A 19,398-nucleotide genomic window follows, 5' to 3' on the forward strand; every position below is an offset into this window, starting at 1 on the left:
ATTAAAATATAGAACTATAAATTTTATTATCTAATATATTTTCTATTTCTTCTATACTTTTTCCACCAACATCAATAATTAATGTTCCTGTATCTTTTAAATTATCAGGAAAACTATTGCTTTGTAATCCTTCATTTTTTAAATTACATATTATAGCATCGTAAGGACTATCATTATCCTTAGAAAATTCGTGACCACGTTTTTTTAATTCCTCTTTAATATTGCCTAAACTGCTTGATACAAAAATATTCATAAAAAAACCTCCTTTTACATTTTATTATTTTCGTAAAAGGAGGTTTTTATTCTACTATTCTTTAATACTATTTATACAATTTTCTAATACTTGATTTTCTTCACTTGATAATTCATATCTTGAAATTCCCTTATCTACAGGTTTAGCATAAGTTGTACTTTCATTTCTACCAAATATACTAGTAAGTATAACACCATTATTATTACTATCTAATAAAGCTATTGAATAACTTAAATCACTTCCTACATCATCAAAGGCTCTATATCTAACAATTGCAACTTTTTGAACGCAGCCTTTAACTCTTTTATCTAAATCACTATATAATTCTTTAACATATTCTGTTTCTTCCTTAGCCTTGTCTATTTTATCTAAATAATTATTTATTAATTCTTCTATATTAGTATTATTAGTTCCTCTCATAAACTTTTTATATTTAAGTTTCAATTTATTTAAAGAAGAAATAACACATATAAGCATTATTAATAATATTACTATACTTGCAACTAATCCAATAAGAATATATGGTATATATGTATTTATAGCATTTATTACGTTTGTCATTTTCTTTTCTCCTCCATAAATGTTTCACGTGAAACATTATATTTTTAATATTTCTAATATCCTTTGTAAATCGTCCTGTGAATAATATTCTATTTCAATTTTTCCTTTGTTTTTTTTATTTTTTAAATTAACCTTAGTATTAAACACATTCTCTAATTTATTTTTTATATCTGTGTAATATGGTGATAATTCTTTATTATCTTTTTCTTTATTATCTTTTTCTTTATTATTTTCATTTGAATCTTTGTTTAATATTCTAATTAATTTTTCTGTTTCTCTTACACTTAGCGAATCATCTATTATTTTTTTTGCTGTTTCATATTGTAAATCATTATCTTGTATACTCAATAAAGCCCTACCGTGACCTTCTGTTATAACTTCATCAATTAAATAACTTTGAACTCTTTCATCTAAATTAACTAATCTCATACAATTAGAAATAGCAGTTCTCGATTTCCCTATTCTTTCACTTAAATTTTCTTGAGTTATTTTAAAATTATCTATTAATTTCTTATAAGCCTTAGCTTCCTCAATGCAATTTAAGTCTTGTCTTTGTATATTTTCTATTAATGAAATTTCTAAAACATTTTTATTATCTAAGTTCATATTAACTACAGGTACTTCCTTTATACCTGCAATTTTAGCTGCTCTCCATCTTCTCTCTCCTGCAACTATGATATATATATCATTTTTTTTATTAACTATTAAAGGTTGAATAATTCCATGCTTTTTTACTGATTGAGCTAACTGTAATATTTTATCTTCATCAAATTTCTTTCTAGGCTGATCTTCATTAGGTTTTATTAAATTTATAGATACAGTTTTTATAGAAGATTTATTGTCTTCTTCTGGTATTAATGCACCTAAACCTTTTCCTAAGCCCATCTTCTTACTCAAATAACTTTCTCCCCCTATCCTTGGTTTTTTATAAATTCTTTTGATAATTTATCGTAAGCCTCCGCACCCTTGCATTTATTATCATATAAAATTATAGGAAGTCCAAAACTTGGTGCTTCTGCTAATCTAACATTTTTAGGTATAACTGTATTATATACCTTATCCTTAAAGTATTTCTTTACTTCCTCTGCTACCTCATTACATAGTCTAGTTCTATTATCATACATACATAAGACTACACCTTCTACATCTATATTAGTATTAAGCGACTTTTTAACTAACTGAATAGTATTTACTAGTTGTCCAACTCCTTCTAATGCATAAAATTCACATTGAATTGGAATTAAAACACTATCTGAAGCTGTAAGCGCATTTATTGTTAGTAATCCTAAAGATGGTGGGCAATCTATAAATACATAATCAAAATCATCTTCAATATTCTTTAATTTATTTAGTAATATCATCTCTCTATTTTCTTTATCAATTAACTCTACCTCTGCTCCAGCTAATTCCATGGTTGAAGGTATCACATAGAAATTTTCTATAAGCTTACTTTCTCTCATAACATCCTTAATAGTTACTTCATCATATGCTAATAAATCATATACTGATAAATTTAACTCTCTTTTATCAATTCCCATACCACTCGTAGTATTACCTTGAGGGTCTATATCTATATTTAATACTCTATAACCATTCATGGCCAAATATGATGTTAAATTTATACTGGTTGTAGTTTTTCCTACTCCGCCCTTTTGATTAAAAATACATACTACCTTCAAGTCTTCACCACCCTATATTTATTTTACCTTATATTAATTATATATTTTAAAGCTAAATAATTAAAGTACTTTATGGATACTTTATAAAAAATTAACTATAAAAAATAGATGTTTCACGTGAAACATCTATTTTTTAGGTATAGTTATAGTAATTTGTATTTTATCATCTAAATCTTTGGACTTATACTTAGCTTTTACTCCATACTTATCAAAAACTTGTTTTACAGTATTCATATATACTCTTGGAGTAAAAATACCTTTAATTCTCTTTTTACCGTCCTTAGCTAAATCCTTCTCAGTTTCTTTAAAAATTTCTTTCTTTATTAATTCTTCTGTCTTTTTAACATTTAATTTATTTTCTATAACTATGTCTAATATTTTCAATTGAAGATGCTCATCATCAACTTGTAATAGAGCTCTACTATGTCTTTCAGTTAAATTATTTTCTATTATTTTTTCTCTTACCTTAATTGGTAACTTTAATAATCTTATCTTATTAGCTATAGTTGATTGTTTCTTTCCTATTGCACCAGCCAATTTTTCTTGCGTATAAAAATGCTTCTTTATAAGATTATGATAAGCTTCTGCTTCTTCAAAACAATTTAAATCCTCTCTCTGTAAATTTTCAAGTAAAGCAATGGCAGCAGATTCACTATCTGAAACATTAATAACCACAACTGGGACTTCTGATAGTTCCAATTTCTTTGCAGCTCTTAGTCTTCTTTCTCCTGCTACTAGCTCATACTTTTTATCATCTATCTGTCTTACAGATAAAGGCTGTATTATTCCATAAACTTTTATAGATTGAGCTAATTCTTCTATACTTTCCTCATCAAAATACTTTCTTGGTTGATATGTATTTGGAATTATTTCATTAGTGGGAATATAACTAATAATTTTATTCATAAAAAAACCATCCCTCTTAAACTTCCTAATATATACTTATCTACATTCTAGATTTCTTCATTAATATAAGAATTCCTCTTTTTTCTTCATGCTTTCATGTGACATTCTTTTACATTTATTTTATAGGATTTTTTCTTGCTGTACCTGATTTTCTAGGATATGTATTAGGAGTATCTTTTACTTTCTTTAATATAACTAAATTATGATTTAAGTCTGTTCCTTCTATATTAATTTTAATTATATCTTCTATCTTAGCACCTAATATTCCTATAGCCTTTTTAGCTTCAATTATTTCATCATCCACTGAAGGACCTTTCATAGCCACAAAATATCCACCTTTTTTTACAAAAGGAATACAAAATTCACTTAAAACCGTTAAATTAGCTACTGCTCTAGAAACAGCTACATCATATCCTTGTCTTAAAATATTATCTCTTCCGAACTCTTCTGCCCTACCATGCAAACATTCAATATTATCTAATTTTAAATTTGTTACTACTTCATTTAAGAAATTAACTCTTTTTTGTAATGAATCTAATAAAGTAACCTCTAAATCTTCTCTTAATATTTTTATAGGTATGCCTGGAAAACCCGCACCAGTACCTATATCTATTATATTTTTTGCATCTTTTATTGGAGATGCTTTAAAAATCTTTATACAATCTATAAAATGCTTTTTTATTATTTCTTCATCTTCTATTATTGCTGTTAAATTAATTTTATTATTCCATTCTTGAATTAAATTTTTATATAGAATAAAGCTATTGTATTGTTTTTCATTAAATTCTATATCAACATCATTACAAGAAGATTTTAAAATATCAAAATACTCCATAAGATAACCTCCAAGGCTTATTAATTTTGTCTTTTTATTCTCTCCATATAAATTAAAATTACAGATATATCTGCTGGAGAAACTCCAGATATTCTAGATGCCTGACCTATATTATAAGGTCTTATATTATTTAATTTTTGTATAGCCTCTAATCTTAATCCCTTTATATCTTCATAATTTATATCTTTAGGTATTAATTTATTTTCATATTTTTTAAATTGTTCTACTTGTTCTAATTGTTTATTTATATATCCCTCATATTTAGCTATAATATTTACTTCATCTTTTATATCTTCCTCTAGTTCTGGTCTAGATTTATCTAATGCTTCAATTTTATAATAGTCTAATTCTGGTCTTTTTATTAATTCATACATAGTAATAGGCTTTTTTAGTTCCACTGATCCCATTGAGATTAAAAATTCATTTACTTCTTTTTTACCTGTAATTTGAGAGTTTTTTAATCTTTCTACCTCTAAATCTATATTTTTCTTTCTTTCTATAAATTTTTTATATCTATCTTCTTTAACAAGTCCAACTTTATAACCTAATTCTGTTAATCTTAAATCTGCATTATCTTGTCTTAATAATAACCTATATTCTGCTCTTGAAGTCATCATTCTATAAGGTTCATTTGTACCCTTTGTAATTAAATCATCAATAAGAACCCCTATATATGCTTCAGATCTTTTTAAAACTACAGGATTTAATCCCTTAATCTTAAGAACAGAATTAATTCCAGCCATAATACCTTGAGCAGCCGCTTCTTCATAACCTGAACTACCATTAAATTGGCCTGCTCCATATAATCCTTCTATATCCTTAAATTCTAATGTTAATTTTAACTGCTGAGGATCTATACAATCATACTCTATAGCATATGCAGTTCTAAGAATTTCTACATTTTCTAATCCTGGAACAGTCCTATACATTTTTATTTGTACATCTTCAGGTAGTGAACTTGACATTCCACCAACATAAAGCTCCTCAGTATTTTCACCTTCTGGTTCTATAAATATCTGATGCTTTTCTTTATCTGGGAATTTTACTACCTTATCTTCTATAGATGGACAATATCTTGGACCAATTCCTTCTATGGATCCATTATATAAGGGGGATCTATGTATATTTTCTTGTATTATTTTACGAGTTTCTTCGCTAGTATAAGTTAAATAACATGAAATTTGATCTCTATCTAACTTTCCACTAGTAAATGAAAAAGGTATTATCTTTTTATCTCCTGCTTGTTCTATCATTTTAGAAAAATCTACAGATCTTTTATTTACTCTAGCTGGAGTTCCTGTTTTAAATCTCCTAAGTTCTATTCCTAAATCTAATAAACTTTGAGATAAATCATTTGCAGGATACAAACCACTTGGACCACTGCTGTAACTTATATCTCCAATTATTATTTTTCCTTTTAAATATGTTCCTGTACATAAAATAATTGCTTTTGATTTAAAATAACCTCCATTTTTAGTTAAAACACCTTTTACTTTACCATCCTCAGCATCTATTTCTACTACTTCTAATTGTCTTAATGTAACATTATCTTCAGTTTCTAATATATGTTTCATTCTTTCACTATATCTTTTTTTATCAGCTTGAGCTCTTAATGAATGGACTGCGGGACCTTTAGATGTATTTAGCATTCTAGATTGAATAAAAGTATGATCTATATTTATTCCCATTTCCCCGCCTAATGCATCTATTTCTCGAACTAAATGACCTTTTGCAGTACCTCCTATATTAGGATTACATGGCATAAGAGCAACACTATCTAAATTCATAGTACAAATTAAAGTTTTACATCCCATTCTTGCAGTAGCTAATGCTGCTTCACATCCAGCGTGTCCTGCTCCTATAACTATTACATCAAATTCTCCTGCTAAGTATTTCATCTTTTCCCCTACTTTCCTAAACAGAATTCAGAAAATATTTTATCTATAATATCTTCATTTAGAGTATCTCCAGTAATTTCACCTAAGTTTTTCCAAGCATTTCTGATATCTATAGAAGCTAAGTCTATAGATAAATTACTCGATAATACCTGTACAGCTTGAGTGCAATTTTCTTTTGCCCTAATTAAAGCCTGTTGATGTCTTGCATTAGTAATTATTAAATCATTAGACTTAATTTCTCCCTTGAAAAATAACTCTTTTATGCATTCTTTTAATTTATCTAATCCTTCTTTATTTTTTACAGAAGTTTTTAATATAAACTTAGAATTAAGTTTTTGTATGAATTTGCTATATTTATCATTCTGATCTTTCTGTAAATCACATTTATTTAACAAAACTATGTATTTTTTATCATTTATAAAATCAATAATTTCCTTATCTTCTTCATCTATATCTCTGCTTAAATCCATCATAAAAATTATTAAGTCAGCTTCATCAATTTTTTCTTTTGATTTTTCCACCCCTATTTTTTCCACTAAATCATTTGTTTCACGAATACCTGCTGTATCTATTATTTTAATTGGTATACCATCTATATTTATGTATTCTTCAATTACATCTCTAGTAGTTCCTGGTATTTCTGTAACAATAGCTTTATTTTCATTTAATAGAGAATTTAATAGAGATGATTTTCCTACGTTAGGTTTACCTACTATAACCATATTTAAGCCTTCTCTTAATATTTTACCTTCTTCTGATGTACTTATCAATTCATCTATTTTTTTTAACAAAATTCTTAATTTTCCTTCAACTTGTTCCGATGTAACTTCTTCTAAATCTTCTTCGGGATAATCTACTGTAGCTTCTATATGAGCTATGATTTGTAATAATTCATTTCTAATTTTATTTATTTCCCTGGAAATTGTACCTCCTACTTGCTTTATAGCTGATTTCATAGATAATTCTGTTTTAGATGTTATTATATCAATAACTGCTTCTGCCTGACTTAAATCTATTCTTCCATTTAAAAAAGCCCTCTTAGTAAATTCACCTGGCTCTGCAAGCCTCGCACCTGATTTTATAACTTCTTTAAGGATTTTTCTAGCTGGAATTATGCCTCCATGACAATTTATTTCTACCGTATCCTCAGAAGTAAAACTTCTAGGGGCTTTCATAAAACTTACTAAAACTTCATCTATTATTTCTTTACTTTCTCCTTCTATAATAAACCCATATCTCATTGAATATGGTTTTATATCAATTAAATCTCTATTATTTTTACCTTTAAATATATTATTAACTATGCTTAAAGATTTTGTTCCTGAAACTCTTATTATGGATATTCCGCTTTCCCCTACTGCCGTAGCTATTGCTGCTATAGTATCAAACTCTTTCAAAATTTTCACCTCCATATTATAAACAAAAAGAAAGCCTTTAAGCTTTCTTTAAATCAATTACAACTTTTCTAAAAGGCTCATCACCTTCACTATAAGTTTCTATACAAAAATCATTTTGTAGTTCTGAATGGATTATTCTTCTTTCATAAGGATTCATTGGTTCTAATTTAACTAGTTTTCCCGTACTTTTAACTTTCTCACTTAAACGTCTTGCTAATCTTTTTAAAGTTTGTTCTCTTTTTTCTCTATAATCTTCTGTATCTAAAACTACTCTTTTATAATCACAATCATGATCCTTATTAACTACTAAACTTACTAGATATTGAAGTGCATCTAAAGTTTCACCCCTATACCCTATTATTATACCCATATCTTTACCACATAAATTAATTTTTATTATATCTTTTTCTTCTTTTATATCTATTTCAGCTTTTATATTCATATTATATAAAACATTCTTTAAAAAATCTCTAGCTTCTTTTATATAATCTTTCTTTAACTTTACATTAACCTTTGCAGGTCTAACCCCTATTAAGTTTAGAAATCCCTTACTACCTTCATCTATAATATTTACTTCAATTTTTTCCCTTGATGTATTAAGTTCTCGTAAGGCATTGTCAATAGCTTCTTCTATATTCTTGCCTGTACTTTCAATAACTTTCATACCTCAAAGTCACCCCCTTAAGCCTTAGACTTATCGTTAAATTCTGCTTTCCTCATGAAAAATGTTTGTAATATTTGTATTAAGTTATTTACTACCCAATATAAAACTAAAGCAGCTTTTAACTTCCAGCTTATTATTATCATAAATATAGACATACCTATATTCATTGATGCTGTTTGCTTTGCTTGTGCAGGGTCTGATGGAGCCATAAGAGAACCTGAATAATATGTTGTAGCACCTGATAAAATTGCCAGTAAAATATCTGGCTTAGCTAAATCTTTAATCCATAAAAAACTAATACCATTAATACCTGTTAAAGTATTAAAAACATAATATAATGCAATAAATATAGGCCATTGAAGTAATAATGGAAGACAACCTCCTAAAGGATTAACTCCCATTTCTTTATAAAGCTCCATAGTCTTTTCTTGCATCTTTTGAGGATCATTTTTATATTTTTGTTGCAACTTTTTTAATTCTGGTTGCATTTTGTTCATCTTTAGTGAAGATTTAGTTTGTTTTATATTTAAAGGAAGTAATAAAAGTCTTATTATAGCAGTAACTAATATTATAGCTACGCCATATGAAACATTAGGATTTGCTATTATAGACCTTACGAACCCATGTATCAAATTAAAAAATTGAACAAACGCATTATTTATGTATTGCAAATTTTAAACCTCCTGATTAACCATTTATTTAACAGGGTCATAGCCACCTTTGTTAAAAGGATGGCACCTTAATACTCTTCTTATTGCCATAAAAGTTCCCTTTAAAGCACCATACTTTTCAATTGCATCTATTGCATATTGAGAACATGTAGGGTAAAATCTACAGCTTGGTTTTTTCAATTTTGATATATATTTTCTATAAAATTTTATAATTGAAATTAAAAATCTTTTCAATTATAAAGACCTGCCTTTTTTAATAAATTTAACATAGCCTCTTTTATTTCATCATAATTTTTATCATTAGAGCTATTTCTAGCTATAAAAACTAAATCATAACCTTGTTTAATAGTACTATCGTCAACACTTAATCTATAACTTTCTTTAATTAGTCTTTTTATCCTATTCCTAATTACACTTTTTCCGACTTTCTTACTTACTGATATTCCCAACCTATTTATATTATACCTATTTTTATGTATATATAAAACTAAAAGTTTATTAGAATAAGATCTGCCTCTTCTGTAAACATTCCTAAATTCTTTATTCTTCCTTATTTTAGTTTCTTTCATAAAATATATTCTCCTTTATTTCTGCATCTGCAGAAAAAGGCCACTAAAGCGGCCCTTATGCTGTCAATCTTTTTCTACCTTTTCTTTTTCTTCTCTTAAGAACGTTTCTTCCAGATGGAGTACTCATTCTTTTTCTGAAACCATGTTCTTTTTTTCTTTGTTTCTTTTTAGGTTGATATGTCATAAACATTTCTTATAACACCTCCTTTTGAGATATTAGTAACAACACCTTTATCTATTTATGTTAAAGATGATTTTCACTGTTGTGTACATTGTATACCTAATTTAAAGTTTTACTATTAAATTATATATTTCTATGAGTATATTGTCAAGAAAAGTAATTACATATAAATGTTTTTATATTTTTTGTGGATAATTTCTTGAATACCTATATATGATTTGATATTATTATTAAAGGACTGTTGATAACTTTACAAATTTTACACTTATCCACACCTGTTGATAACTATGTGCATAACTTGTTCAATTATTTTTAAATTTTTCTATTTTTATTTTATTTTTTGCTGTTTTATTAACTTTATACATATTTTTGTTATGTTAATTATTTAATTTTTTTAATGTTAATAACCCTTTTTTGCATTTTTTATTTCACAAAATTATTAACATGTGAATATTTTTTTTAACATTTGTCAAGTTAATATAGATAATGTATATAACTTGTTATTTATATGTGATTATCTAAGTTTTTATCAAGACTGGAGGATTAAAATATGGATACTCACCTTAAGGAAATTTGGGAAAAAACAATAAATATAATAAAAGGCGAACTTACAGAAGTAAGTTTTAATACTTGGATTAAAAGTATAACTCCTATTTCTATAGAAAATAATATATTGAAATTAGGGGTTCCAAACGATTTTACTAGAGGTATATTAGATAGCAGATACAAAGATCTTATAGTAAATGCTTTAAAATTAATAACCTCAAAAAAATTTAATATAGATTTTATTATTATATCAGAAAAAGCTTTAGATAACATTGATACAAAAGATATACATAATTCACGTAAGAACATATTAGTTAATGATGAAATGTCTACTATGCTAAACCCAAAATATACCTTTGATTCTTTCGTTATAGGTAATAGTAATAGATTTGCTCATGCTGCATCTCTTGCAGTAGCTGAATCTCCAGCCAAAGCTTATAATCCTTTATTTATATATGGTGGAGTAGGTCTTGGTAAAACACATTTAATGCATGCTATAGGTCATTATATATTAGAACATAATCCTCAATCTAAGGTTGTTTACGTTTCATCTGAAAAATTTACTAATGAATTGATAAATTCTATAAAAGATGATAAAAACGTTGAATTTAGAAACAAATATAGAAATGTTGATATATTACTAATAGATGATATTCAATTTATAGCTGGAAAAGAAAGAACTCAGGAAGAATTTTTCCATACATTTAATGCATTATATGAAGCCAATAAACAAATTATACTATCAAGTGATCGTCCACCTAAGGAGATTCCTACCCTAGAAGATAGACTAAGATCAAGATTCGAGTGGGGACTTATTGCTGATATACAAGCCCCAGATTTTGAAACAAGAATGGCCATATTAAAGAAGAAAGCAGATGTAGAAAATCTTAATATACCTAATGAAGTCATGGTTTATATAGCAACTAAAATAAAATCTAATATTCGTGAACTTGAAGGTGCTTTAATAAGAATAGTAGCCTTCTCTTCATTAACTAATAAAGAAATAAGTGTGGAATTAGCTTCAGAAGCATTAAAAGACATAATTTCAAACAAGCAAACAAAGCAAGTTACTATAGAAATCATTCAAGAAATAGTAGCTAATTATTATAACTTAAAAATAGAAGAGCTTAAATCTGCACGAAGAACCAGAAACATAGCGTTCCCGCGTCAAATTGCTATGTACTTATCTAGAAAATTAACAGATATGTCACTTCCAAAAATAGGAGAAGAATTTGGAGGTCGTGATCATACTACTGTAATTCATGCTTATGAAAAAATATCAACTAATTTAAAAAAAGACGAAAGTTTACAAAATGCAATTAAAGAATTGAAAAAAAGGATTGAACAAAACTAGTTATTTACATATGTTTATAATATACTATTGATTATATGTTGATAAAATAAAATTATTTAAATTATTGTTTTTTATGTGGATAAGATTTTTACTTTTGCTTAACTTATCCACAATTATTTTTATACAACAAAATCAATGATATCAATGGTTTCAAGAGTTATTAACATATTAACAGCCCCTACTACTATTACTACTAGATGATAATTATCTATATCTAACCTATAAAAACCGTTTATCTGTGTATAAAGGAGGATATTTTTATGAGAATTAAATGTGAAAAAAACAAATTACAAGAAGGTATATTTATAGTACAAAAAGCAGTAACTGGTAAATCCACTTTACCAATACTATCAGGAATATTAATAAATACTCATAATAACGAATTAATTTTAACTGGTTCTGATATGGATCTTAGTATAGAAACTAAAGTAGAAGCAAACATAGAAGAAGAAGGAACTATTGTATTGGATGCAAAACTTTTTGGAGAAATAATAAGAAAACTTCCTAATGACACAATAGAAATTAATACTTTAGAAAATAATTTAATAGAAATTATTTGCCAAAAGTCTAGATTTACCCTTATTTATATGAACTCTGATGAATTTCCAAATCCACCAATCATAAATGAAAATATGATATTTTCAATAACTGAAAAAACTTTAAAAAATATGATAAAAGGCACAATTTTTGCAACAGCCCAAGATGAAACTAGACCTATATTAACAGGAGTATTGTTTCAAATAAGGGAAAAAGTTTTGAATTTAGTAGCTTTAGATGGATATAGATTGGCTTTAAAAAATGAATATGTAGATACAGATACTACTATAAACGCTGTTATTCCAGGTAAAACCCTAAATGAAGTTTCGAAAATTTTAGAAGACATAGAGGAAAATGTAAATATAACATTTACTCCTAATCATATATTATTTAGCATTGGAAAAACAAAAATAATATCTAGATTATTAGATGGAGAATTTATAAGTTATAGTTCTATAATTCCTGAGGAATTTAACTTAGAGGTAATTGCTAAAAAATTAGAACTTTTAAATTCTATAGAAAGAGCATCTCTTATGGCTAAGGAAGGAAATACTAATTTAGTTAAGTTTGATATATCAAATGATAAAATGATAATTACTTCAAATTCTCAATTAGGAAAAGTGAGAGAAGAACTAAATATAACTTTGCAAGGACAAGAACTTCAAATTGCATTTAACTCTAAATATCTATTAGATGTTTTGAAAATTATGGAGGAAGAAGAAGTGGTTTTACAATTTTCAAGTAGTATAAGTCCATGTGTTATAAAAAATAAAGATTTAGATAATTGTACTTATCTTGTATTACCAGTAAGAGTTTCAAATAATTAAAGAGAGGTTTTAATAAATGGAAGAAATAAAAATAGAATCAGAAGTAATAAAATTAGATTCTTTCCTAAAATGGTCAGGAGTAGCTTGTTTAGGTTCTGAGGCAAAATTTTATATAAAAAATGGTGAAATAAAAGTAAATGGTGAAGTTGAATTAAGAAGAGGAAGAAAACTTAAAGTTGGAGATATAGTTGAATTTAATAATGAACAATACAAAATAGTATAAATAAAATATATCCTAAAAAAATTGTTAGTAAATAATATTATGGTATAATTGATTTAGGTGTTTGTAATGCATATTAAAAATTTATGTTTAAGAAATTTTAGAAGTTATAAAAATATATATTTAGAATTAAATCCAAATACTAATGTATTCATAGGGGAAAATGCTCAAGGTAAAACTAATATACTAGAAAGTATATACTACTGTAGCGTAGGAAAATCTCATAGAACTAATAAAGATAAGGAACTTATAAATTGGGATAGTAATGAATCTTATGTAAAATTAGGAATTGCTCGAAAAAGATTAGATAAAAATATAGAAATTAAGGTGTTAAAAAACGGAAAAAAATTAATTACTGTAAATAGTATAAAATTAAAAAAAATATCTGAACTTATGGGTAACCTAAATGTAGTTATGTTTTCCCCAGATGATTTAAGAATAATAAAAGAATCCCCATCAAATAGAAGAAAGTTTTTAGATATAGAGCTTTGCAAAATAAATAATATTTATTATCATTCTTTAGTTCAATATAATAAAATTTTAAATGAGAGAAACTATCTTTTAAAAAGAATAGATAATAAAAATATTCTCATGCTTGATGTTTATGATAAGCAGCTTTCTAAATATGGGGCTTTTATAGTAAAAACGAGAAAAAAGTATTTGGATAAATTAAATTTTATTGGTAAAAATATACATAAGGGTATAACTAATGAATCAGAAGTAATAAATTTTAAATATTTGTGTAATGTAGAGGATATTAATTTAGCAGAAGATGAACTTCTTAGTAAATTAGCAAAAAATAGAAAGAAAGATATTGAAAGATTTACTACAAATATAGGGCCTCATAGAGATGATTTTTTTGTAACTATAAATGATATAGATACTAGAACTTTTGGATCTCAAGGTCAGCAGAGAACTTCTGTTTTAACTTTAAAATTTGCTTCATTAGAGATTATAAAAGAAACTATAGGAGAATATCCTGTACTTTTATTAGACGATGTATTATCGGAACTGGATTCAAATAGACAAAAATATGTATTAAATTCTATAAAAAACATACAAACTATAATAACTTGTACGGGTATGGAAGAAATAGAAAAATATATTAATAAAGATTCACAAGTGTATTTAGTTACAAAAGGAAATATAAAAAGAGTGTAATTTTGAAAGGAGATTAATTATGTTTCTTCATTTAGGGGAAAATGTAGTTGTGCCAATAAAAGACGTAATAGGAATATTTGATATAGAAACTTCTATGTATAGTTCAGATACTATACAATTTTTAAGAATGGCGGAAGAAGACGGATTTGTAGAGAGAATTACTAAGGATAAGCCAAAATCTTTTGTTATAGCTGAGGTAGAAAAGAAAAGTAAAATATACTTATCTCCTATTTCTTCATCTACCTTAACAAAAAGAACAAAGTTTATATACAATGAGATATAGGAGTTAGGAGGAGAATAATGTCAGAGGAAAGTAAACAAGTATATGATGAAAGTCAAATACAGGTTCTAGAAGGATTAGAAGCAGTACGAAAAAGACCAGGAATGTATATAGGGAGTACTAGTTCAAGAGGACTGCATCATTTAGTTTATGAAATAGTTGATAATAGTATAGATGAAGCTCTAGCAGGATTTTGTACTCATATAGAAGTTTTTATACATAATGATAATTCAATTACAGTAATAGATGATGGTCGTGGTATGCCAGTAGGTATACATGCTAAGATAAAAAAGCCAGCTGTAGAGGTAATAATGACAATACTTCATGCTGGAGGTAAGTTTGGTGGTGGAGGCTATAAAGTTTCAGGTGGACTTCATGGTGTTGGTGCATCTGTAGTTAATGCTTTATCTGAGTATTGCGAAGTAGAAGTTAGAAGACAGGGACATATATGGAAACAAAGATATGAGAGAGGCAAAGTTGTAACAGGTTTAGAAATCGTAGGAGATACAGAAGATCATGGTACTAAGATAACTTTTATGCCTGACTCTGAAATATTTGATGAAGTAAATTATGAATATGACATATTATCTCAAAGGTTAAGAGAATTAGCATTTTTAAATAAAGGAATAAAAATATCATTAACTGATGAAAGAGAAGAAAAAAGTGATATTTTCTACTATGAAGGTGGTATTAAATCCTTTGTATCTTATCTTAATAGAAATAAGGAAAAGTTACACACAGAACCTATATATTTAGAAAAAAATAAGGATGGATACATAGTAGAAATTGCTATGCAATATAACGATAGTTATTCAGAAAATATATTTTCTTTTGCAAATAATATAGATACAATTGAGGGCGGTACACATCTATCGGGATTCAGATCAGCACTTACTAGAGTAATAAATGATTATGCTAGAAAATTTGGTTATTTAAAAGATAGTGATAAAAACTTGTCTGGTGATGATATAAGAGAAGGATTAACAGCAGTAGTGTCTGTAAAACTTACAGATCCTCAATTTGAAGGTCAGACTAAAACTAAATTAGGAAATAGTGAGGTTAGAGGAATTGTAGATACCATAGTTTCAGATGGTATAAGTACATTTCTTGAGGAAAACCCTAATATAGGTAAAATAATATTAGACAAAGCTTTATCAGCTTCAAGAGCTAGGGAAGCAGCTAAAAGAGCTAGGGAACTTACAAGAAGAAAATCTGTTCTTGAAAGCACTGCTCTTCCTGGAAAACTTGCAGATTGTTCATCCAAGGATCCTTCAGAATGTGAAATTTATTTAGTAGAGGGTGACTCAGCAGGTGGTTCTGCAAAACAAGGAAGAGATAGAAAATTTCAAGCTATTTTACCATTAAGGGGTAAAATAATGAATGTTGAAAAACAAAGATTAGATAAGATATTAGGTTATGAGCAGATAAAGGCTATGATAACTGCATTTGGTGCTGGAATAGGTAAAGATTTTGATGTAGAAAAGATAAGATATAATAAAATAATAATTATGACAGATGCTGATGTAGATGGGGCTCATATAAGAACTTTACTTTTAACATTCTTTTATAGATACATGAAGGACTTGGTTGAGCAAGGTCATGTATATATTGCGCAACCGCCACTTTATAAAGTATCTAAGGGTAAGAAAGAATATTATACTTATTCAGATAAGGAATTAAATTTAGTACTTGATGAAATTGGTAAAGATAAAAATACAGATATTCAAAGATATAAAGGTCTTGGAGAAATGAACCCAGAACAATTATGGGAAACAACTATGAATCCAGAAGAAAGAACTATATTACAAGTTACTGTAGAAGATGCTATGGCAGCAGATGAAGTTTTCACAATTTTAATGGGAAATAAAGTAGAGCCAAGAAGAGAGTTTATAGAAGAGAATGCTAGTAAGGTAGTAAACCTAGACATATAGTATTGTAAAGAGGTGTAATGATGGTGAATGAAGGAAAAGTTTTACCTGTAGATATAAGCAAAGAAATGAAAAAAAGTTACATAGATTATGCTATGAGTGTTATAGTAGGGCGTGCATTGCCAGATGTAAGAGATGGATTAAAACCAGTTCACAGGAGAATCTTATATTCTATGAATGGATTAGGATTATCACCAGAGAAAGGCTATAGAAAATGTGCAAGAATCGTCGGAGATGTTTTAGGTAAATATCATCCACATGGAGATACTGCAGTTTATGATGCTTTAGTTAGAATGGCTCAAGATTTCTCTATAAGATATACTTTAGTAGATGGTCATGGTAACTTTGGTTCCATTGATGGAGATGGAGCTGCTGCAATGAGATATACAGAAGCTAAGATGAACAAAATAACATTAGAGCTTTTAAGGGATATAAATAAAGATACTGTAGATTTTATTGATAATTTTGATGGAACTGAAAAAGAGCCTTCTGTACTTCCATCAAGATTCCCAAATCTATTAGTTAATGGTTCTGCAGGTATAGCAGTTGGTATGGCTACAAATATTCCACCTCATAATTTGTCTGAGGTAATAGATGGCATAATAATGCTCATAGAAAATGAGGAGACTACAATATTAGAATTAATGACGAAAATAAAGGGTCCGGATTTTCCAACTGCAGGATATATCCTTGGAACTAATGGAATAAGGAAAGCTTATGAAACTGGTAGAGGTAAAGTAGTAATAAGAGCAAAAGCTGAAATTCAAGAAGAAAAAGGTAAAAATAGAATAGTTGTAACAGAAATACCTTATCAAGTTAACAAATCAAGGTTAATAGAAAATATTGCTGAACTGGTTAAAGATAAAAAAATAAATGGAATTTCAGATATAAGAGACGAATCAGATAGAGAAGGTATGCGAATAGTTATTGAAATTAAAAGGGACGGAAATCCTAATATAGTATTAAATCAACTTTATAAGCATACAAAACTTCAAGATACTTTTGGTATTATAATGTTAGCACTAGTTGATAATAAGCCACAGGTATTAAATCTAAAGCAAATTTTAAGTAATTATATAGATTTTCAGAAAGAAATTATTAGAAGAAGAACACAATTTGATTTAAATAAAGCAGAAGATAGAGCTCATATACTTGAAGGATTAAAAATAGCTTTAGATAATATTGATGAAGTAATAAAACTAATAAGATCATCTAAAAGTGCAAGTGAAGCAAAAGAAGGTCTTATAAGTAGATTTGGTCTTTCAGAAAAACAAGCTCAAGCAATACTTGATATGAAACTTCAAAGACTTACTGGTTTAGAGAGAGAGAAAATAGAACAAGAATATAAAGAGTTAGAAGAAAAGATAGCCTATTTTAAAGAAATACTAGCAAGCAATGAGCTAGTTTTAAATATAATAAAAAATGAATTATTGGAAATTAAACAAAAATACGGTGATGAGAGAAAGACGGAAATAAGAAGAGATGAGACAGAAATTAATATAGAAGATTTAATAGAAGATAAAAAGGTTATAGTTACATTAACTCATAGAGGATATATTAAAAGATTAGATATGGATACTTATTCAGCTCAAAAAAGAGGTGGTAAGGGAATTCAAGCTACTTCAACTAAAGATGATGATTTCATAGAAAATATGTTTGCTACATCTACACATAGTACTATATTACTATTTACTAATTTAGGTAAGGTGTATAAATTAAAGGGATATGAAATACCAGAGGCAGGAAGAACAGCCAAAGGAGTTAATATAATTAATTTAATACCTATAGAAAATAATGAAAAAATACAAGCGATAATAGGATTAAAGGATATAGATGACATGAAGTACTTTATAATGAGTACTAAAAATGGATTAATTAAGAAAACTGAGATTAAAAAATATTCATCTATAAGAAAAAGTGGATTAAACGCTATAAATTTAAGAGAAAATGATGAATTAATGAGTGTTAAGATGACTAAAGGTGATGCAGAAGTACTTATAATTACTGAAAAAGGATATTGTATAAAATTTAGTGAAAAAGACATAAGACCAGTTGGAAGAATAGCATCAGGGGTTAAGGCTATAACACTTAGAAAAGATGATATAGCGGTATCTATGGATATAGTTGTAGATGGAGAGGATTTATTATCTATAAGTGAAAATGGCTACGGAAAAAGAACTCCTATAGAAGAATATCCTTTAAGAAATAGAGGAGGAAAGGGAGTTATAACTTATAAGATAACAGAAAAGACAGGAAAAATAGTTGGTGCAAGGGTAGTAGAAGAAAATGACGAAATGATGCTTGTAAATAGTAGCGATGTAGCTATAAGAATAAATGTTTCAGATATATCTCAAACTAGTAGAAATGCAATGGGAGTTAAATTAATGAGAACTGATCAAACAGAAAAAATAGTTGCTATAGCTAAAATAAAAAACGATGAAGATGATGAATATATAGAAGATAATAATGAATATATAGAAGATAATAATTAAAAATAGTGCTTTAAGTTCAACTTAAAGCACTATTTTTATAAATAACATAACCTGGTGTGTCTATGTGAGAAATATTAAAAAATATGTAGAAAAATAAAGTATTTCAGAATTATTTTAGTTAAGTGATACATAGTATTGATTTATGGGTTAAGTATTTCTGATACAATAATCTACGTTGTCTGGTGAGAGCCAAGCAATACAAAGTCTTTTTAGTTATTAAACATTAAAAAATGTATTAACAAAAAAGAATTTGAAAAAAGTGTTGACAAAGAAAAACACTTATGTTATTATAAGAAAGTCGCATGAAGCGACATGGTCTTTGAAAATTAAACAGAGAATAACAAGAAATTTTTCTTGTAACACAGCCAGTAACAAGGTATAAAACCTTGTCAATGATTTTGAGAAGATTAAACTTTTAAATTGAGAGTTTGATCCTGGC

General features: G+C 27.3%; 20 protein-coding genes. 7 read left to right on the forward strand and 13 right to left on the reverse strand.

Going from position 1 to position 19,398, the window contains the following annotated elements; all coding sequences use genetic code 11:
• Position 1: 1 nt before the first annotated feature.
• The 13 genes from BN1711_RS00865 to rpmH form a co-directional block, all read right to left on the reverse strand.
• Positions 2-253: a YkuS family protein gene (locus tag BN1711_RS00865; RefSeq protein WP_050606324.1), complete on the reverse strand. Its 252-nt coding sequence runs from the start codon at positions 251-253 to the stop codon at positions 2-4.
• 54 nt (positions 254-307) lie between these two features.
• Positions 308-814 carry a DUF4446 family protein gene (locus BN1711_RS00870; RefSeq protein WP_050606325.1) on the reverse strand — a complete coding sequence of 169 codons (507 nt, stop codon included), beginning with the start codon at positions 812-814 and terminating at the stop codon, positions 308-310.
• Between the two features lie 36 nt (positions 815-850).
• Positions 851-1,711, reverse strand: coding sequence for a ParB/RepB/Spo0J family partition protein (locus tag BN1711_RS00875; RefSeq protein ID WP_050606326.1), 861 nt, complete (start codon positions 1,709-1,711; stop codon positions 851-853).
• Positions 1,712-1,725: 14 nt separating this feature from the next.
• Positions 1,726-2,493 (reverse strand): ParA family protein, encoded by a 768-nt coding sequence (locus BN1711_RS00880; RefSeq protein ID WP_050606327.1) that lies wholly within the window; start codon positions 2,491-2,493, stop codon positions 1,726-1,728.
• 126 nt (positions 2,494-2,619) lie between these two features.
• Positions 2,620-3,399: a nucleoid occlusion protein gene (gene noc, locus BN1711_RS00885; RefSeq protein ID WP_050606328.1), complete on the reverse strand. Its 780-nt coding sequence runs from the start codon at positions 3,397-3,399 to the stop codon at positions 2,620-2,622.
• A 115-nt stretch (positions 3,400-3,514) separates the two neighbouring features.
• Positions 3,515-4,234 (reverse strand): 16S rRNA (guanine(527)-N(7))-methyltransferase RsmG, encoded by a 720-nt coding sequence (rsmG, locus tag BN1711_RS00890; RefSeq protein ID WP_050606329.1) that lies wholly within the window; start codon positions 4,232-4,234, stop codon positions 3,515-3,517.
• A gap of 20 nt (positions 4,235-4,254) precedes the next feature.
• Positions 4,255-6,132, reverse strand: a complete 1,878-nt coding sequence (gene mnmG, locus BN1711_RS00895) for a tRNA uridine-5-carboxymethylaminomethyl(34) synthesis enzyme MnmG (protein ID WP_050606330.1) — start codon at positions 6,130-6,132, stop codon at positions 4,255-4,257.
• Positions 6,133-6,140: 8 nt separating this feature from the next.
• Positions 6,141-7,529, reverse strand: coding sequence for a tRNA uridine-5-carboxymethylaminomethyl(34) synthesis GTPase MnmE (gene mnmE, locus BN1711_RS00900; RefSeq protein WP_050606331.1), 1,389 nt, complete (start codon positions 7,527-7,529; stop codon positions 6,141-6,143).
• A gap of 37 nt (positions 7,530-7,566) precedes the next feature.
• Entirely contained in the window at positions 7,567-8,193 is a 627-nt protein-coding gene (gene jag / locus BN1711_RS00905) for an RNA-binding cell elongation regulator Jag/EloR (protein ID WP_050606332.1), read from the reverse strand.
• 17 nt (positions 8,194-8,210) lie between these two features.
• Positions 8,211-8,864, reverse strand: a complete 654-nt coding sequence (locus BN1711_RS00910; RefSeq protein ID WP_050606333.1) for a membrane protein insertase YidC — start codon at positions 8,862-8,864, stop codon at positions 8,211-8,213.
• Between the two features lie 24 nt (positions 8,865-8,888).
• The gene (yidD, locus tag BN1711_RS00915) at positions 8,889-9,098 is read right to left on the reverse strand and encodes a membrane protein insertion efficiency factor YidD (RefSeq protein ID WP_050606334.1); all 210 of its coding nucleotides are present in this window, start codon (positions 9,096-9,098) and stop codon (positions 8,889-8,891) included.
• On the reverse strand, positions 9,095-9,433 hold the full coding sequence (gene rnpA, locus BN1711_RS00920) for a ribonuclease P protein component (protein WP_050606335.1): 339 nt from the start codon (positions 9,431-9,433) through the stop codon (positions 9,095-9,097). The genes yidD and rnpA overlap by 4 nt, the downstream gene beginning before the upstream one ends.
• Before the next feature lie 55 nt (positions 9,434-9,488).
• On the reverse strand, positions 9,489-9,623 hold the full coding sequence (gene rpmH / locus BN1711_RS00925) for a 50S ribosomal protein L34 (protein ID WP_050606336.1): 135 nt from the start codon (positions 9,621-9,623) through the stop codon (positions 9,489-9,491).
• A 541-nt stretch (positions 9,624-10,164) separates the two neighbouring features.
• On the opposite strand from rpmH, the gene dnaA reads away from it, so the two are divergent.
• From dnaA to gyrA, 7 genes are all read left to right on the forward strand, one after another.
• On the forward strand, positions 10,165-11,514 hold the full coding sequence (dnaA, locus tag BN1711_RS00930; RefSeq protein ID WP_050606337.1) for a chromosomal replication initiator protein DnaA: 1,350 nt from the start codon (positions 10,165-10,167) through the stop codon (positions 11,512-11,514).
• Between the two features lie 260 nt (positions 11,515-11,774).
• Positions 11,775-12,878: a DNA polymerase III subunit beta gene (gene dnaN / locus BN1711_RS00935; RefSeq protein ID WP_050606338.1), complete on the forward strand. Its 1,104-nt coding sequence runs from the start codon at positions 11,775-11,777 to the stop codon at positions 12,876-12,878.
• A 16-nt stretch (positions 12,879-12,894) separates the two neighbouring features.
• A complete protein-coding gene (gene yaaA, locus BN1711_RS00940) occupies positions 12,895-13,101 on the forward strand; it encodes a S4 domain-containing protein YaaA (protein ID WP_050606339.1) in 207 nt (68 codons plus the stop codon).
• 66 nt (positions 13,102-13,167) lie between these two features.
• A complete protein-coding gene (gene recF / locus BN1711_RS00945) occupies positions 13,168-14,259 on the forward strand; it encodes a DNA replication/repair protein RecF (RefSeq protein WP_050606340.1) in 1,092 nt (363 codons plus the stop codon).
• 19 nt (positions 14,260-14,278) lie between these two features.
• Positions 14,279-14,542, forward strand: coding sequence for an extracellular matrix regulator RemB (remB, locus tag BN1711_RS00950; protein ID WP_050606341.1), 264 nt, complete (start codon positions 14,279-14,281; stop codon positions 14,540-14,542).
• Positions 14,543-14,559: 17 nt separating this feature from the next.
• The gene (gene gyrB / locus BN1711_RS00955; RefSeq protein ID WP_050606342.1) at positions 14,560-16,470 is read left to right on the forward strand and encodes a DNA topoisomerase (ATP-hydrolyzing) subunit B; all 1,911 of its coding nucleotides are present in this window, start codon (positions 14,560-14,562) and stop codon (positions 16,468-16,470) included.
• A 20-nt stretch (positions 16,471-16,490) separates the two neighbouring features.
• Positions 16,491-18,959 carry a DNA gyrase subunit A gene (gene gyrA, locus BN1711_RS00960; RefSeq protein ID WP_050606343.1) on the forward strand — a complete coding sequence of 823 codons (2,469 nt, stop codon included), beginning with the start codon at positions 16,491-16,493 and terminating at the stop codon, positions 18,957-18,959.
• The last annotated feature ends 439 nt before the right edge of the window (positions 18,960-19,398 follow it).

Origin of the sequence: Clostridium niameyense (genome assembly GCF_001243045.1) — a bacterium.
GTDB classification, from domain to species: domain Bacteria; phylum Bacillota; class Clostridia; order Clostridiales; family Clostridiaceae; genus Clostridium_F; species Clostridium_F niameyense.

Excerpts from the sequence above, each read along its gene's own strand:
- BN1711_RS00865 (WP_050606324.1), bottom strand. The coding sequence starts at position 253 with ATGAATATTTTTGTATCAAGCAGTTTAGGCAATATTAAAGAGGAATTA.
- BN1711_RS00870 (WP_050606325.1), bottom strand. The coding sequence starts at position 814 with ATGACAAACGTAATAAATGCTATAAATACATATATACCATATATTCTT.
- noc (WP_050606328.1), bottom strand. The coding sequence starts at position 3,399 with ATGAATAAAATTATTAGTTATATTCCCACTAATGAAATAATTCCAAAT.
- rsmG (WP_050606329.1), bottom strand. The coding sequence starts at position 4,234 with ATGGAGTATTTTGATATTTTAAAATCTTCTTGTAATGATGTTGATATA.
- mnmG (WP_050606330.1), bottom strand. The coding sequence starts at position 6,132 with ATGAAATACTTAGCAGGAGAATTTGATGTAATAGTTATAGGAGCAGGA.
- jag (WP_050606332.1), bottom strand. The coding sequence starts at position 8,193 with ATGAAAGTTATTGAAAGTACAGGCAAGAATATAGAAGAAGCTATTGAC.
- rnpA (WP_050606335.1), bottom strand. The coding sequence starts at position 9,433 with ATGAAAGAAACTAAAATAAGGAAGAATAAAGAATTTAGGAATGTTTAC.
- rpmH (WP_050606336.1), bottom strand. The coding sequence starts at position 9,623 with ATGTTTATGACATATCAACCTAAAAAGAAACAAAGAAAAAAAGAACAT.
- dnaA (WP_050606337.1), top strand. The coding sequence starts at position 10,165 with ATGGATACTCACCTTAAGGAAATTTGGGAAAAAACAATAAATATAATA.
- dnaN (WP_050606338.1), top strand. The coding sequence starts at position 11,775 with ATGAGAATTAAATGTGAAAAAAACAAATTACAAGAAGGTATATTTATA.
- yaaA (WP_050606339.1), top strand. The coding sequence starts at position 12,895 with ATGGAAGAAATAAAAATAGAATCAGAAGTAATAAAATTAGATTCTTTC.
- recF (WP_050606340.1), top strand. The coding sequence starts at position 13,168 with ATGCATATTAAAAATTTATGTTTAAGAAATTTTAGAAGTTATAAAAAT.
- remB (WP_050606341.1), top strand. The coding sequence starts at position 14,279 with ATGTTTCTTCATTTAGGGGAAAATGTAGTTGTGCCAATAAAAGACGTA.
- gyrB (WP_050606342.1), top strand. The coding sequence starts at position 14,560 with ATGTCAGAGGAAAGTAAACAAGTATATGATGAAAGTCAAATACAGGTT.
- gyrA (WP_050606343.1), top strand. The coding sequence starts at position 16,491 with ATGGTGAATGAAGGAAAAGTTTTACCTGTAGATATAAGCAAAGAAATG.